The organism is Haloarcula salina, assembly GCF_010119195.1.
GTDB classification, from domain to species: Archaea; Halobacteriota; Halobacteria; order Halobacteriales; family Haloarculaceae; genus Haloarcula; species Haloarcula salina.
Window position 1 is genome coordinate 496,720 of record NZ_WRXL01000003.1, and the last position, 15,202, is coordinate 511,921.

The window sequence follows — 15,202 nt, forward strand, 5'->3', positions numbered from 1 at the left end:
CATTCCTAAGCACCTCGCCCTCACACACTCGCTCGAATGCAAGTGTTCGGGTCGAGCGGCGTCCGCGGTGTCGCGGGTCACGAGCTGACACCTCGGTACGTCCTGCGAGTTGCACAGGCCGCCGGGGCCGTCTGGCGCGAGGACCACGACCGTGTCGCTATCGCCCGAGACACCCGGACCACCGGGCGGACGTTCACCAACGCCGCGACCGCGGGGCTGACCGGCGTCGGGTTCGACGTCGACCGCCTCGGCGTCGTGCCGACGCCGGGGCTCCAGGCCTACTGCGAGCGCGAGAGCGTCCCGGGCGTCATGATCACCGCCAGTCACAATCCGCCGGCGTACAACGGCGTGAAACTCATCGGTCACGGGGGCGTCGAGCTGACGCGCTCGACGCTCGACCGCATCGAGACGGCGTTGCGGGCGGACGACCCGGCGTACGCGGACTGGGAGACGGTCGGGACCGACACGGAGGTCGAGAGCACGCGGCGACGCTACCGCGAGCAACTGCTCGCGGCGGTCGACCGCGACCGCATCGCCGACGCCGGCCTCACCGTGGTCGTCGATCCCGGCCACGGGGCCGGCTCGCTGACCAGCCCCGAACTGTTCCGCGAACTCGGCTGCGAGGTCCACACCGTCAACGCCCAGCCCGACGGCCGCTTCCCCGGCCGGGACCCCGAACCCGTCGCCGAGAACCTCGCGGACCTGCGCTCGCTCGTACGCTCGACCGACGCCGACCTCGGGTTCGCTCACGACGGCGACGCCGACCGGGCGATGTTCGTCGACGAGACCGGGAGCCACGTCGAGGGCGACGCCGCGCTGGCTGCGCTCGCGGCCGCGAAACTCGAGGCCGACGACAGCGTGGTCTCGGCTGTCAACGCCTCACAGCGCCTCGTCGACGTGGTCGAGGACGCCGGCGCGTCGCTGTCGCTGACCCCCATCGGCTCGACGTACATCGTCAGCCGCATCCGGAATCTCCAGGACGAGGGCGCCCACGTCGCCATCGCGGGCGAGGGCAACGGCGGCATCCTCTTTCCGGACTACCGCATCGCCCGCGACGGCGCGTTCACCGCCGCGAAGTTCCTCGAACTCGTCGCCGAACGACCCGCGAGCGACATCGCGGCGGCCTACGACGACTACCACAACGTCAGGCGGAACCTCCGCTACGAGACCGAGGGCGAGCGCGAAGCGATGCTCGACGGCATCGAATCCCACGCTCGCGAGGCGACGGCCGACCTCGACACGACGGACGGCTACCGCCTCGACTACGGCGACGGCTGGGTGCTGGCCCGGCCCTCCGGCACCGAGCCGGTCGTCCGCGTCTACGCCGAGGCGCGCACGCTGGAGCGCGCCGGGGAACTCGCCGAGACGATGGTCGACCGGGCGACGCGGGACGTCGAGGCCTACACCGAGGAGTAAGTCTCCAGCGCGTCCTCGACGGCCGCGAGCCGCTTCCGGGCGGCCGCCAGTTCTTCTTCGACGGCCCCGCTCGCGAGCCGCTCGCGCTCCGATTCGGTGAGGTCAGACCGGGCGACGGCGCTCTCGCGCAGGCGCTCGTAGTCGTCACGGCTCGCCAGCGCGCGCACGTCGCGGAGCGCGGCGACGACCGACTCGTCGGCGAAGCGGGCGACGACGGCTCGGCACTCCCGACAACGCCACGGCAGTTCCTCGGCCGTCGGCGGCGGCCAGTCGAACCGGAGCGGTTCCGCGTCCAGCCCGCGGAGGTACGTCCGCCTTGTGGCGACGGCGCTCTGGAGCGCCGACACGTCGTCGACGTAGTGGTCCAGCTTCGAGGGCGAGTAGTCGGCGTACTCGAGCAGTTTCGGGATCGGCTCCGTTCCGGCGTCGTGATTCTGAACGTATTCGAGGAGGTCGTCCGGCGGCGAGCGGAAGTCGACCAGCGGGTAGGCGCCGGCGCGCTCGATCACCGCCAGCACCTCCCTGGCCGGCGCCTCGCTCCGGAAGTCCCTGAACGCCTCGGTGACGGCTTCGTCGTAGCGCTCGATGGGATCGCGGAGGCGCTCGACCGGCGCGTCGAGGTCGGCCTCGCCGAGCCGCAGGAGGCGTTCGAGCTCCGCGATGCGGTCGTCGAGGTCGTCGCGCCTGTGCCGGGCGTCGCGGCGAGCGGTTCTGTAGCGCTCGCGGGCGTCGTCGCGCTCGTCCAGCCGGCCGACGAGGTCGCCGACCGGGGCCAGCATCTCGCGGGCCTCTTCGAAGTCGCTCTCGGTGAGGCGGCGCTGCTGGAGGAAGTCGTCGACGGCCTCGAAGGTATCTCGCTCGGGCAGGCCCTCGGGGAGGTCGTCGGTCAGCGTGCCGACGCGGCCCTGAAATTCCATGAACGCCTCGAAGTCGCCGCCGCCGGTCGCGCGGCCGTCGTAGCGCTCCAGCAGGTCCGTCAGCTCACGATAGACCTCCTGGCACTCCCGCAGCGAGTCCTCGCCGACTTCCGCGACGCGTTCTTTCGCCCGCTCGTAGTCGTCCGCGGCGCGTTCCAGGGTCTCGACGGCGTCGGGCGCGCCGTCGCCCGGCCGGCTGTCCGTGTCGGAGGCCATCAGTACACGTCGTCCGGGTCGAACACCCGTTCGCCGACGGTCTCCCCGTCGATCGTGCGGTGGAAGCAGGACTCGTAGCCGGTGTGGCAGGCCCCGCCCGTCTGGTCGACGACGTACAGGAGGGCGTCGCCGTCGCAGTCGACACGGACCTCCTCGACGGCCTGCGTGTGCCCGCTCGTGGCCCCCTTGTGCCAGAGTTCGTCGCGGCTCCGCGAGTAGTAGTGGGCCTCCCCCGTCTCGCGGGTCCGTTCGAGCGCCTCCTCGGTGACGTAGGCGAGCATGAGCACGTCGCCGGTGTCGGCGTCCTGAGCGATGGCCGGGATGTACTCCTGCTCGTCGAACGCGAGGTCCACGTCGGTCATACTCTGGCGGAGGCGTGTCCGAAAAATAGGTCTTCTGCTCACCGCGCCCCGCTATCGCAACGCGTCGGCGAGGGCGTCGGCGAACGCCCCGGCGCTCGCGTACCGGCGCTGCGGGTCCGTCGACAGCGCGCGCCGGAGGACCGTGTCGACGCTCCTGGTGAGGTCCGTGCCGGCGCTCGGCTGTCTGGGCGTGCCGTTCCGAATCGCGTCCGCCAGGTCGCGCTCTCCGCGGAACGGCTCGCGCCCGCAGAGCAGCCGGTACGCGACGGCTCCGAGCTGATAGACCGGCGTCGTCGTCGCGACGGCCCCGTCGAGTTGCTCCGGCGCGGTGTAGGGCGTGACCCGCCGGTCGTCGAACGCGGTCCGCACGGCCCGTTCGATACCCCACCCGGCGAGCGCCGCGCGGGCGGGCTCGTCCCGCGAGCGGATCCGGATCGATGAGGGCGTGATTGCCGTGGCGTACACGTCGCGTCGCGCCGCCGCGGCCACGGCCGACGCGGCGTCCTCGACGAGGCGCAACCGGGAGTCCAGCGAGAGGCTCTCGGCGAGTCGCTCGGCTGACCCTTCGCCCGCGTGGTACGCCACCCACGGGCTCGGGCTGACCCCCACGTCGTAGACGGTCGCGACGGCCGGTTCGTCGGCGAGCGCGTGCCAGTCCTCGACGGTCGTCACGAACCGCTTGGCCGCGACGCGCTCGCCGCTGCGGTCCGGGTCGAGCAGCGCGATGCGGGCGTCCTCGCCGTCGGTCCACGTCCCGCGGTAGCGGTGGACGTAGCCGGTGGTGTCGAGTTCGTCGAGCCGCGTGAGGTCCGGAATCGCGGCCATCAGCGTGCTCGACGGCGTCGCCGGCCCGATGTCGAGCGGGTCCGTCTCCGTCTCGTCGGCCGCTCCCGTCGTCGAATCCGCGGCTTTCGCCGGGAGCCGGTCGCGGTCGAACCGGACCCCCGACTCCGCGATGCCGTGGCGGAGAAAGCGGTGTTCGACCGTCTTCTCGGTCGACCCGTCCTCGGCCCGGACGTCGAGGCGCTTGAAGTCGTACTCGCGCAGGACCGCCTTGCCGGCCTCGTACGCTCGTTCGAGCTCGGTCGCGGCGTGGAAGACGACGGGCTCGTCGTCGGGGACGACCACCCACGCGTCGAGCATCGGGCTCCGCTCGACCGCGAGGCGCTCGAACAGTTCGTTCCAGTAGATGTCGCCGACGATGTCGGGAGCGTCCCATCGCAGGAGACAGGGGTGGCGGTCGTCGTCCATCCGGCCCTGGCCCGCCCGCATCGCGTCGATGCGGCGGTCGTACGCGGCGAAGGTCGCCGCGTCGGCCTGATCGCGACGGTACTCCCTGACAAGCCACTCGCCGTCGGCCTCGACGAGTTCGAGCGGCGGTCGACAGGGCGGACGTGGAACGGCCTCGGAGCCGACTGCGACGGACGCACGCCGTGTCCCGTTCTCGCTCATCTAGCGGGCGACACCCCGCACGCGCCGCTGCGGTCCTTGCCCAACACGAGTGCGTTCCCCCGGAACCCCTGCCATGATTGATACGGGGATATCTAAGTCTATTTTCATATAAAAGGTCTCGGTTGAGAGAAACGTTCGCCCGGACTCCGCGTCAGGCCAGCCCGATCGCCTGCAGCAGCGAGAACAGCACGTCGCCGTAGGTGAGCGAGACGACGAGGCCGACGAACATCGGGACGAGGAACGGAATGCCCGGCGACACCCACACTTCCTCGCGCTCGGTCAGGACTTCGAGCCCGTCGCGGAGCTGGTCGGGTGAGGTGCCGTAGGCGGAGTGATCGATGTCCGAGAGGAATCGCTCCGCACCCCAGGGGTCGTCGACGGAATCGCCGTCGCCCGCGAGCGGGTCGTCGGCCGCCGGCTCGCCGCCGTCGGTCGCAAGCGACCCGTCGCCTGGGTCGTTCGGGACCCGCGGAAGCGAGGTCGGTAGCCGGTGTCGCGTCGGGTCCGACCGGATGTCGTCGAGCGTGCAGTCGCGCCAGCGCAGGTACATCCGCAGGGCGTCCAGGTCGAGGCCGCGCCGGTCGAACCCGTCGGGCGATTCGAGCAGGCGACCGTACTCCTCGGTGACTTCCTCGACGGAGACCGGCCGACCGATGACCATCGCGGGCGAGAGCCGGCCGCGTGCGAGGTTGCCCAGGGCGACGGCCGCCGGATAGGCGACGCCGGCGAGGACGGTGTTCGAGAGAATCGTCAGCGAGAAGACGCCGATGGCGGTCTGTTGCAGCGGGAGCGCGACGGTCGGCAGGTAGTACACCGGATAGACGGGAAAGAGGACCGCGACGAGCATGAACGCCTTCGCGTCGGCCCCGCCGAAGCCGCCGATGTACCAGAACGCGTACGACAGCGGGACGACGAAGCCGAGGCTGATCGCGACGCGGACGAAGAACAGGCGCTGGCCGACGGCGAGCGGGCCGGTCCACACCGCGTAGGCGTCCCACAGCAAAAGCAGGACCGCCAGCGCGGCCAGCGGGGTCCAGGTCCGATTGGGGACCCGGCGCGTCTTCACGTCGCGGTAGGCCGCCCACCCGAACACCGGGACGGCGACCAGGCGGAGCAGGTCCGGTATCGACCCGAGCACGGCTGTACTCAACACAGCGGTGCCCCTAACGCTTCCGGTGACTCGGGCGCGACGGCGCTCGCGCTATCGCGAAACAGGACGGCACAGAAACCGCAGAGCCGCGTTATATGACGCGGTTCTGCAGGTAGTCGAGGTGCTTGGCGTTGTAGACGATCTTGACTTCGTCGGCGTCCGGGCTGCCGATGCAGGTCAGTCGGACGTTCTTGTCGTCGACCTCCTCGTCGCTGAGGATCTGCTGCATGTCCATGTCGATGTCGCCCTCGAGGACGATGGCAGCGCAGTTCGCACAGGCCCCGGCGCGGCACGAGAAGGGCCAGTCGTAGCCCTGCGCCTCGGCCGCTTCGAGGATGTATTCGCCTTCGTTGACTTCGAGGGACCCGTGGTCCTCGTCTTCGAGGTCGAGGTCGGACGCCTCTGCGAAGACGTCGTCGTCGTACATGTCCCAGCCGTTATCGTCCACTACTTCGTAGTTAAGGTACTCTACCGTGGGCATCACCTGCTCGGTTCGAACCCCGACTTGTTAGACTTTGCCCTTCGGGTTTAGGTCGTGCAAAATAATGAGAGACGGCGGCCGGATCTGTCCCGGAATCGAAACGAAAACTGCCGCTATTTTTAGTCAGACGCCGGGCACGAACCTGAAGACGAGGTAGGCCGCCACGGTGGCGATGGAAGGCACGACGTTCTGGAGGAAGATGACGCGGGCGGTCGTCCCGGGCTCGAACAGGTCCGAAGCGGCGGGGATGTCGTCGCTCGACTCCTCGCCGATGGGCTCGGTCTCGCCCGACTTCGGCGTCCCCTTGGTGCCGCCGACCGTCGGCGCGTCGGCGGCCTCGGCGTCGGCGGCCAGCGCTCCCACGGAGGCCGCGGGCGTCTCGCCCTGAACGGTGTCCGAGAGGCGCGTCGTTCGAGTGGCCCGCCCCCAGCCGAGGCCGACGATGCTCATCGTGGCGATGATGACGAAACTGGCGGGGATGCCCAGCGCCGAGAGGAAGGTCACGATGGTCGAGGCCACCGTCGCGACGACGATGGCGGCCACGAGCGGGAGGTCGGTGAGGTCGTTGCCGACGGTGTCCATCGTCCGCCGGGCGATGGTGAACGCGCCGAGGCCGATGGCGCTCCCGCCCAGCAGGATGGCCGGGTACATCTCCAGCGAGCCGTTGCCCACGAGGGGCGCGACGGCGTTGGCGACGTTCGACGCGCCCGCCGAGAAGCCCATGTAACAGCCGATGCCGATGACGACGACGGTGCCGACGAACTCCCGCGGCGTGGTGTTGTCGCCGAGAACCGGCCGCGGCAGGCCGCCCGAGCGGTCGACGTCGAGCAGCGCGCCCTCGCTCTGTGAGACGGCGAACCACTCGACGAGCGTCGGGTAGAAGTACCGCCCGATGACGCCGCTGACCCAGAAGGCGATGATCGGCGAGACGAGCCACCACGAGACGATTTCGAGCATCAGGTTCGCGTTCAGCGTCCCGCGGGCCAGCCCCAGTCCGGCGATTGCGCCGACGGCGGTCATCGAGGTCGACGCCGGCACGCCGACGACGTTCGAGAGGAACAGCGCGACCCCGATGAAAAAGAGGACGACGATGCTGATGAGCGGCGAGAACTGCGTCGCGACGAGGTCGCTCCCGAGGCTCTCGACGACCGCCGGACCGACCAAAAGGCCGCCGAGGAGGGCGAACACGGTCATCAGTGCCGCCGCCGAGAGCTTGGAGAGCGTGTTCGACCCGACCGCCGGCCCGAACGCGACTCCGGTCGAGGAGCCACCGATGTTGAAGCCGACGAAGATCGCGACGAGAACGCCCAGGGCAAAGAGAACCTCGACCATACGCTATCCAGCAGCGGCGGCGGGTAAAGGGTACCGTCTCCCGGCCCGCGAGCCGGCGACGACCGCTAGTATGCGAGCACGTACTGGAAGACGAGGAAAGAGGCGACGGCGGAGATCGACGGCGTCAGGATCCAGAGCATGACGACTCGCCCGGTCGCCGCAGGGTCGAAGAGGTCGGCGGCGGAGGTCACCGACTCCGGGTCCTCCTCGCCGATGGGCTGGACCTCCCGTTCCTCCGGCGGCGACCACGCGGCCTCGTCGCGGTCCGCGGTCAGCGCGTCGACGGTGACGGTGCCGCTCCCGCCGGCCGCGGCCGCACCGCTGACGGCCGCCCCCGCCGCGTCGGCCAGCGAGGTGGTCCGGGTGGCCCGCCCCCAGCCGAGGCCGACGACGCACATCGTCGCCGAGACGGCCAGGCTCGCCGGGATGCCGGCCCACGACAGCAGGCCGATGATGGTCGCGCTCACCGTCTCGACGATGAGCGCCGCCAGGATCGGCAGTTCGGTGAGGTCGTTGCCGACCGTGTCGAGCGTCCGCCGGGCGATGGTGAACGCGCCGAGGCTGATGGCGCCGCCGGCGAGCGCGACGCCCGGATAGAGGCCGAGTTCGCCGCTCCCGACCAGCGGGGCGACGGCGTTAGCGACGTTCGAGGCCCCCGCCGCGAAGGCCATGTAGCAGCCGATGGCGACGACGAGGACCTTCCCGATCTGTTCGCGCCGCGACGTGCCGGGCCCTTTGCTCTCGAAGGCGATTCGGACCTCCAGATGCGGGTAGAGGTAGCGCCCGACGACGGCGGAGAGCCAGAACGCGGTGATGGGGGCGACGAGCCACCACGAGACGATGCGGCCCATGACGGTCCAGTCGATAGTGCCCGTGGCGACGCCGAGGCCGGCGATGGCGCCGACGGCGGTCATCGAGGTCGACGCCGGCACGCCGAAGAGGTTCGAGACCAGCAGGGCGAAGCCGACGAAAAACAGGATGGCGACGCTCGCGAGGAGGGTGAACTGCTCGCTGGGAACGATGCGACCGCCCATCGTGTCGATGACCTCCGTCCCGATGGTCGCCCCGCCGAGCAGGGCGAACCCGGACATCAGCGCGGCGGCCCACTCCTTCGAGAGCGTGTCGGATCCGACGGCGGGACCGAATGCGACGCCGGTCGAGGAACCGCCGATGTTGAAGCCGACGAAGACGGCGACAAGGATACCGAGGGCGAAGAGAACCGAGACCATATCCGACGGCAAACACGGGCGCGTCTAAAGAATACCGACCGCGATTCAGTCGCCGTCCTCGCCGTCGCGCTCGTTCTCCGCCGGGACCGTCTCCTCGACCTCGGTGGCGGTCTCCTCGACCTCGGACGCTTTCTCCTTGGCCGACTTGACCTCTCGCTGGACGGACTCGGCCCGCTCTTTGGCGTCTTTGGTCTTGTCCTTGGCTTCGGTCACCTGCTCGGCGGCGTCGGGGTCGCCGGCCTGCTCCGCCGTTTGTTCCACGTCGGCGGCGGCCTCGTCGACGGTGTTCGCCGCGTCCTCGACGGTGTCGACCGTCGTCTCCAGTTCCGTAGCGGTCTCCTCCAGTTGCTCGGCCGCCTGTTCCAGTTCGGCGGCCTTCGTGGCCACGTCCTCGTTCGTCCGCTCGAGGACGTTCGCGAGGACGAGAAACTGCAGGACGCCGACGATGACGAACGCCGTCACGGCGACGCTCGCCGCGGTCCCGAGCACCGACTGCCCGCCCGGGCCCACGTCGATCACGCCTAGGGCGGTCAGCCCGTAGGCGAGCACCAGTCCGGCGGCGACGGCCACCACGGCCTGCGTGAACAGCCGGTACTGGCGCTCGTAGTCCCCGAACATCACCGTTTCGAGCCATCGGGCCAGCGGCGTGAGCAGTGGGATCCCAGACGACATGCTTGGACAATTCAGAGCGCCCGTGATAAATATGTGGCACGGGACGGCGGCATCGAAACGCGTATCGGATCGGCGCCGGATACCGGAGTCGATGCCCTCCGCCGAACGTGCGACCCGATCGCAGCGACGCGTCTCTGGTGTCCGACTCGGTTCGGTCGCCCCGACAGACAGGACGGTGAGTCCCTGATGCCGTCGTTCTGGACCCGGCTGGCCGACGGCTGGGAGCGGGCGCTCGACCACCTGCCGCTGGCGCTCGTCCCGCTGGTGCTCGCGCTCGTCCAGACGGACAAGATCGGCTCCGTGCTCGCCTTCGACGGGGTCCACATCGGTCTCAGACTGGGGATTCCGGCGTCGGTGGTGACCGTCTGGCAGTTCGTCGACCCGCCGAGTTCCGGGGTGACCGTCACCACCGGACTGCCACTGTCGCACCCGTTCGCGGCCACCCTCGTTCCGGCGATTGTCGCCCTCGAAGCCGCTCTCCACGCGGGATACTTCGGGGCGATCGCGGCCGCGCTGGTCGACCGCGACCGCAGTTTCGCGGCGAGCGCGGGAGCGTATTTCGGACCGTTCCTCGTCATCACGGCCCTGCCGTACCTCGTCGTCGTCCCGGTCGCACTGGGCGTGTTCGGCCTCGGATCCCTCGACGGGGGTGCGGTCGTCGCCGTGCTCGTCCTCCTGCCGGTGTGGCTGGTCGCGAGCTACCTGCTCTGGGCGACGCCGTACCTCGTCGTGCTGCGCGAGACGGGACTCGTCGCGGCGGCCCGCGGCTCGTACGAACTGGCCGTCGACGGCGGCCCGTACTTCGCGTATACCGCCGGCTATGCGGGATTCGTCCTCCTCGTGTCGCCGTTCGTCAGCGTCGTCGTGGTCTCGGTCCCGCTCGTCGGCTTGCTGGTCGGTCTCGCCGGCGGGAGCGTCCTCGGACTGGCGCTGAATTTCGTGACGATGGGGTTCGTCGCGGACATCGACCCCGAATCGCCGTCGGTTGGGCCGTGGACGGAGGAGCGCGGGGATTCGGTTGGGTCGCCCACGCCCGACGAGCGGTAAAATACGCTACTCGCCCTGCTCGTCCAGGCGCTCGACGAGGCTGATGCCGTAGACGGTCCGCAGCACCCTGGCGGCGTCGCCGGCCTCGTAGAGCAGGTCGTCGCGGCTGCTGACGTGGTCGACCACGTCGCCGGAGGCGTGGGCGGGCGCGGCGGCGATGCCCGCGTCGTGGTCCTCGACCCAGCGCATCACCCGCAAGTCGCTCTTGCTGTCGCCCATCACGAGCGCGAACGGGTCGTCGATGCCGAGCACGTCGAAGGCCTCCTCGACGCCGGCGGACTTGTCGAGTTCGAGGCTGACCAGTTCGGCCGCGTCGCCCTCGTAGTAGCCGAGGTCGACCCGCTCGACGATGTCGCGGAAGGCGTCGGGCGCGTCGCTGATGTCGGCGTCTGTCGACAGGCCGCCGGCCTGCAGCACGTCCAGAATCTCGGGGTCGCGGCTGAAGTACGACCGCGCGTAGCCCGCCGGGTCGGCCACGTCGGCGTCGACCTGCGCGGCGATGGCCTCGCCGACCAGCCCGCAGAGGTAGCGCAGCGACTCGTCGATGATCTCGACGGCGTCGTCGCTCCCGACCTCGGCGTTGGGCTTGAGCGTGACGTTGAACTCGTTTCCCTGGAGGTGACAGCGGTGGCGCACGTCCTCGGGGGCCTCCGAGAGGACGCGGCCGCGGACGTGCTCGAACACGTCGACGACGGCGTCGTCGAGGCGCTCGTACAGCAGGCGCTTGGTGTCCTGGCCGTGCTTGGGCGTGAACACGCCGTTGCCGGACTCGTAGACGATGCTCATTCGTCCGGACGAGACGAGGTCGTTACCCAGCCCCTGGATCATGAAGCCCTTGACGTTCTCCAGGGTCTGGCCGGTGCAGACGATGATCGGGACGCCCTCCTCGTGGAACTGGGTGAGCAGGTACAGCGTGTCGCGGGGAATCTCGTTGTCGGTGTCGCCGGCCGACCGGAGCGTCTCGTCAACGTCGAGGACGAGCGCGTTCACCGACCGGTCGTACTTCGAGTAGAGGTCCAGCGCGGTGAAGGCCTCGTCGCGGGTCAGTCGGGCCGCGATCTCGGCGTAGGTGTCGCCGGTGCCGGGGAAGTCGTCGGTGATCTCGCCCTTGAGTTCCTCGAGGCGGTCGCTGGCGGTCTCCCACTGCTCCAGCGCGACCGTCGAACTGAGCGGCGGAAACAGGTCGACGAACTCCTGGTAGCCGCGCAGCGTCGTCGTATCGGTGCCCTGATAGAGGCGGTAGAGTTGGTCGTATTGCTCCATAGCGAATCCACAGGATAGGTAGCGTGTATCGGCGAGCGCACTTTACCTATCGGGTTTGCGCCGCGCCCGGTCGGTCCGTCGTGTCCCGAAAAAAGCGCGTTCGGCGGCCCGCCGGGACCGCCGAGGCCGTCGTCGTGTCGTCCTCTTATTCGTCGACTCCGTCGTCGGTGTCGTCCCCGTCGCCGCCGTCGGTCACGATTTCCGTCTCGACGCCCTCCTCGTTGAGGAACGACGGCAGTTCGCCTGCCTCCTCCTCGTCACCGGCCGCTTCGTCGCGTTCACGGGCGGTCGAACGCTCCATCCACGGTCGATTCTCGCCTCTGTGGTGGCACATGGCGTCTCACCGATCGACGCTCGGTACTGTGTCGTGTTAACTATTTTCATGGGTGGATGCACGCCTGCCAGCAGACAGTCTCAAGTCGCTCCGAGCGGTAGCCGGGGGCAAGAGCATGCGGGGCCAGCTATGACCGACATCCAGCGACTCGACGACCGGACCGTCGAACGCATCGCGGCCGGCGAGGTGGTCGAGCGGCCGGCCTCCGTCGTGAAGGAACTGGTCGAGAACGCCATCGACGCCGACGCGAACCGGGTGGACGTAACGGTTCGGAGCGGCGGGACCGACGGCATCCGCGTCACCGACGACGGCGTGGGGATGGACCGCGAGGCCGTCGAGCGGGCCGTCGAGAAACACACCACGTCGAAGATCAACGACATCGCCGACCTCGAGGCCGGCGTCGGCACGCTCGGCTTCCGCGGCGAGGCGCTGCACGCCGTCGGCGCGGTGTCGCGGCTGACGATCGAGACCCGACCGCGCGGGGGCGACGTGGGGACCGAACTCGTCCTCGAGGGCGGCGAGGTCACGTCCGTCGGCCCCGCGGGCTGTCCGGAGGGCACGACCATCGAGGTCGACGACCTGTTCTACAACGTCCCGGCCCGCCGGAAGTACCTCAAACAGGAGTCGACGGAGTTCGCCCACGTCAACACCGTCGTCGCCAGCTACGCGCTGGCGAACCCCGACGTGGCCGTCTCGCTGACCCACGGCGACCGCGAGACGTTCTCGACGACCGGGCAGGGCGACCGCCGCGAGACCGTCATGTCGGTCTACGGCCGAGAGGTCGCCGAGTCGATGATCCCCGTCGAGGCGGCGACCGAGACCGACCGCGACGGCGACGGCCTCCCCGACGGCCCGCTCGACGGCGTCAGCGGCCTCGTCTCGCACCCCGAGACGAACCGCGCCGGCCGCGAGTACCTCTCGACGTACGTCAACGGCCGGTACGTCCGCGCCGGTACGGTCCGGGACGCCGTCGTCGACGCCTACGGCACCCAGATCGCGCCCGACCGCTACCCCTTCGCCGTCCTCTTCCTCGACGTGCCGGCCGGCGACGTGGACGTGAACGTCCACCCCCGAAAGATGGAGGTCCGCTTCGCCGACGACGAGGGCGTCCGCGAGCAGGTCCGCACGGCCGTCCAGGACGCGCTCCTGCGCGAGGGCCTGTTGCGCTCGACGGCCCCGCGCGGGCGGTCCGCCCCCGAACAGACGGAGATCGCGCCCGACTCGCCAGGCGGACGCGACTCGGCCGAACAGAGCGACTCCACGTCTCGTGACGGAACTGAGTCCACGCCGGTGGACGACGCGACGGCGGACGCTTCGACCGCTGAATCATCGGACTTGGAGCATGTCGACTCGCCCGACTCGCCCGACTCGCCCGGCGACGACCCCTCGACGGCGTCCGGTGCTCCCGCGGACAGCAGCGCCACGAGCGCCGGGACGACCGAATCGAGTCACAGGGTCGACACGAAACGGTCCTCGACGACAGATTCGAACGGCGCGCAGTCCGGCGAATCGGGCGTCCGTGACAGCGGGGGCAGCGTTTCGGGTGGAGGTAGCGACCCACACACCACCGACCGAGCCAGAACGCCGGCAGACGGATCGGACCGCAAGTTCTCCGGCGGGCAGCAACAGGCCCGCCTCGGGGACGCGCCCGAAGGGGACCACGACTCCCTGCCGTCGATGCGGATTCTCGGGCAGTTGGCCGACACCTACGTCGTCGCCGAGACCGACGACGGCCTCGTCCTGGTCGACCAGCACGCGGCCGACGAGCGGATCAACTACGAGCGACTGAAGGCCGAGTTCGAGGGCGAGACGACGACGCAGGCGCTCGCCGACCCCGTCGAACTGGAACTCACCGCCCGCGAGGCCGCGGTGTTCGACGAGCGCAGCGACGCGCTGGCGAGCCTCGGCTTCCACACCGCCCGCACGGGCGAGCGGACCGTCGAGGTCCGGACGCTCCCGGGCGTCGTCGCCGAGGCCGCCGGGCCGGACATCGTGCGGGACGTGCTGGGCGCGTTCGTGGCGGGCGACGACGAGGCGGCCGCGACCGTCGAGGCGGCCGCCGACGAACTGCTCGGCGACCTCGCCTGCTACCCGTCGGTGACGGGCAACACTTCGCTCACGGACGGATCGGTCCGGGACCTGCTGGCGGAACTGGACGACTGCGAGAACCCCTACGCCTGCCCGCACGGCCGGCCGACGCTCATCCACATCGACGCGCGGGAGCTCGAAGACCGCTTCGAGCGGGACTACCCCGGTCACGGCGGCCGTCGACGGTAGCGAACTGGCACCGTGATTTCGGTGACTGATACGGCCGATTAAACTAAACCTACGTCTCACAATGGGCACGGTATGTCGATCGTAACGTTCGGCGAGACCGCCCTCAGATTCGCCCCTCCAGACGGCCAGCGCTTCGAGACCGCTCGCGAGGCCACCATCCGCGTCGACGGCACCGCGAGCAACGTCGCGGCGACGGCCGGCCGCCTCGGCGCCGACGCCCGCTGGCTCTCGAAGGTCCCCGACACGCCGCTCGGACGGCGAGTGGTCGCGGAACTCCACGAGTTCGGACTGGAGACCGACGTGATCTGGGCCGACCCGGAGACGGGCCGGCAGGGACTGACGTTCTACGAGGACGCGACGGCGCCCCGGCGCGCCCGCCTCCTGCAGGACCGGACCGAGACCGCGATGGCGACGGTGACCCCCGGCGAGATGCCGATGGGGGCGATACAGAACGCCGACGTGGTGTTCACCTCGGGGACGACTCTGTCCCTCTCCGAGACCGCCGCGGACACGACCGGAGCGCTGCTCAGAGCGGCCGCAGGGACGCGCGCTCTGGACCTCGACTTCCACCCCGGCCTCTGGGACGCCGAGACGGCCCGCGACGCGCTGGGCGACCTGCTTCCGGCCGTCGACGTGCTCTTCGTCGCCGAGGACCAGGCGACGGCCGTCTTCGGGAAGGCGGGCACGCCGCGCGAACTGGTCCACACCCTCGCCACCGAGTACGACCTCAACCGCGTGGTCCTCACCCGCAGCGAGTACGGCGCGGTGGCCTACCACGACGGCGTCGTCCACGAGCAGGACGCCATCGAGACGGACGCCATCGACGAATCCGGTCAGCACGAGGCGCTCGTCGGCGCGGTCCTCCAGCAGTTGGCCGATGGGGCCGCGACGGACGAGGCGCTGCTCCACGGCGTCGCCGCGGCCGCGCTCGCCCGGACGATGTCGGGGCCGATGACGCCGCTGGAACCCGACGAAGTCACGCACCTCGCTGAGTCTCAGCAGTCACGTCGGCCGTAGGCGGCTCCTAACGCCAATAGAGATTTATGTCCATCCA

14 protein-coding genes are annotated in these 15,202 nt (G+C 69.9%); 4 read left to right on the plus strand and 10 right to left on the minus strand.

Annotation, left to right across the window (positions count from 1 at the left end; translation table 11 throughout):
* The first annotated feature begins 36 nt into the window (after positions 1-36).
* Entirely contained in the window at positions 37-1,416 is a 1,380-nt protein-coding gene (glmM, locus tag GM656_RS10920) for a phosphoglucosamine mutase (protein ID WP_162413690.1), read from the plus strand.
* On the opposite strand, the gene GM656_RS10925 is transcribed toward glmM, so the two are convergent.
* The 8 genes from GM656_RS10925 to GM656_RS10960 form a co-directional block, all read right to left on the minus strand.
* Positions 1,401-2,552: a DUF7118 family protein gene (locus GM656_RS10925; protein WP_162413804.1), complete on the minus strand. Its 1,152-nt coding sequence runs from the start codon at positions 2,550-2,552 to the stop codon at positions 1,401-1,403. The two genes, glmM and GM656_RS10925, sit on opposite strands and share 16 nt — an antisense overlap.
* On the minus strand, positions 2,549-2,911 hold the full coding sequence (hisI, locus tag GM656_RS10930) for a phosphoribosyl-AMP cyclohydrolase (protein ID WP_162413691.1): 363 nt from the start codon (positions 2,909-2,911) through the stop codon (positions 2,549-2,551). Before hisI ends, GM656_RS10925 begins: the two co-directional genes overlap by 4 nt.
* Positions 2,912-2,962: 51 nt before the next feature.
* Positions 2,963-4,363 (minus strand): protein kinase family protein, encoded by a 1,401-nt coding sequence (locus GM656_RS10935; RefSeq protein WP_162413692.1) that lies wholly within the window; start codon positions 4,361-4,363, stop codon positions 2,963-2,965.
* Positions 4,364-4,514: 151 nt separating this feature from the next.
* The gene (locus GM656_RS10940) at positions 4,515-5,501 is read right to left on the minus strand and encodes an A24 family peptidase (protein ID WP_162413693.1); all 987 of its coding nucleotides are present in this window, start codon (positions 5,499-5,501) and stop codon (positions 4,515-4,517) included.
* A gap of 103 nt (positions 5,502-5,604) precedes the next feature.
* Positions 5,605-5,994, minus strand: coding sequence for a ferredoxin Fer1 (gene fer1 / locus GM656_RS10945; RefSeq protein ID WP_162413694.1), 390 nt, complete (start codon positions 5,992-5,994; stop codon positions 5,605-5,607).
* A 123-nt stretch (positions 5,995-6,117) separates the two neighbouring features.
* Entirely contained in the window at positions 6,118-7,326 is a 1,209-nt protein-coding gene (locus tag GM656_RS10950; protein ID WP_162413695.1) for an inorganic phosphate transporter, read from the minus strand.
* 65 nt (positions 7,327-7,391) lie between these two features.
* Positions 7,392-8,555: an inorganic phosphate transporter gene (locus GM656_RS10955; protein WP_162413696.1), complete on the minus strand. Its 1,164-nt coding sequence runs from the start codon at positions 8,553-8,555 to the stop codon at positions 7,392-7,394.
* A gap of 45 nt (positions 8,556-8,600) precedes the next feature.
* Entirely contained in the window at positions 8,601-9,227 is a 627-nt protein-coding gene (locus GM656_RS10960) for a hypothetical protein (protein ID WP_162413697.1), read from the minus strand.
* 186 nt (positions 9,228-9,413) lie between these two features.
* Here GM656_RS10960 and GM656_RS10965 point away from each other — a divergent pair, with 186 nt between their 5' ends.
* A complete protein-coding gene (locus GM656_RS10965) occupies positions 9,414-10,274 on the plus strand; it encodes a hypothetical protein (RefSeq protein ID WP_162413698.1) in 861 nt (286 codons plus the stop codon).
* 6 nt (positions 10,275-10,280) lie between these two features.
* On the opposite strand, the gene GM656_RS10970 is transcribed toward GM656_RS10965, so the two are convergent.
* Both GM656_RS10970 and GM656_RS10975 read right to left on the minus strand, forming a co-directional pair.
* Positions 10,281-11,537 (minus strand): HAD family hydrolase, encoded by a 1,257-nt coding sequence (locus GM656_RS10970; RefSeq protein WP_162413699.1) that lies wholly within the window; start codon positions 11,535-11,537, stop codon positions 10,281-10,283.
* Between the two features lie 145 nt (positions 11,538-11,682).
* Entirely contained in the window at positions 11,683-11,838 is a 156-nt protein-coding gene (locus GM656_RS10975; RefSeq protein ID WP_241692750.1) for a hypothetical protein, read from the minus strand.
* Positions 11,839-12,000: 162 nt separating this feature from the next.
* Here GM656_RS10975 and mutL point away from each other — a divergent pair, with 162 nt between their 5' ends.
* Together mutL and GM656_RS10985 are read left to right on the plus strand one after the other, a co-directional pair.
* Positions 12,001-14,148 carry a DNA mismatch repair endonuclease MutL gene (mutL, locus tag GM656_RS10980; protein ID WP_162413701.1) on the plus strand — a complete coding sequence of 716 codons (2,148 nt, stop codon included), beginning with the start codon at positions 12,001-12,003 and terminating at the stop codon, positions 14,146-14,148.
* A gap of 72 nt (positions 14,149-14,220) precedes the next feature.
* Positions 14,221-15,165: a sugar kinase gene (locus GM656_RS10985; protein WP_162413702.1), complete on the plus strand. Its 945-nt coding sequence runs from the start codon at positions 14,221-14,223 to the stop codon at positions 15,163-15,165.
* The last annotated feature ends 37 nt before the right edge of the window (positions 15,166-15,202 follow it).

Coding starts and splice junctions, on each gene's coding strand:
- glmM (WP_162413690.1), top strand. CDS start 37: ATGCAAGTGTTCGGGTCGAGCGGCGTCCGCGGTGTCGCGGGTCACGAG.
- fer1 (WP_162413694.1), bottom strand. CDS start 5,994: ATGCCCACGGTAGAGTACCTTAACTACGAAGTAGTGGACGATAACGGC.
- GM656_RS10960 (WP_162413697.1), bottom strand. CDS start 9,227: ATGTCGTCTGGGATCCCACTGCTCACGCCGCTGGCCCGATGGCTCGAA.
- mutL (WP_162413701.1), top strand. CDS start 12,001: ATGACCGACATCCAGCGACTCGACGACCGGACCGTCGAACGCATCGCG.
- GM656_RS10985 (WP_162413702.1), top strand. CDS start 14,221: ATGTCGATCGTAACGTTCGGCGAGACCGCCCTCAGATTCGCCCCTCCA.
- GM656_RS10950 (WP_162413695.1), bottom strand. CDS start 7,326: ATGGTCGAGGTTCTCTTTGCCCTGGGCGTTCTCGTCGCGATCTTCGTC.
- hisI (WP_162413691.1), bottom strand. CDS start 2,911: ATGACCGACGTGGACCTCGCGTTCGACGAGCAGGAGTACATCCCGGCC.
- GM656_RS10975 (WP_241692750.1), bottom strand. CDS start 11,838: ATGGAGCGTTCGACCGCCCGTGAACGCGACGAAGCGGCCGGTGACGAG.
- GM656_RS10935 (WP_162413692.1), bottom strand. CDS start 4,363: ATGAGCGAGAACGGGACACGGCGTGCGTCCGTCGCAGTCGGCTCCGAG.
- GM656_RS10955 (WP_162413696.1), bottom strand. CDS start 8,555: ATGGTCTCGGTTCTCTTCGCCCTCGGTATCCTTGTCGCCGTCTTCGTC.
- GM656_RS10965 (WP_162413698.1), top strand. CDS start 9,414: ATGCCGTCGTTCTGGACCCGGCTGGCCGACGGCTGGGAGCGGGCGCTC.
- GM656_RS10970 (WP_162413699.1), bottom strand. CDS start 11,537: ATGGAGCAATACGACCAACTCTACCGCCTCTATCAGGGCACCGATACG.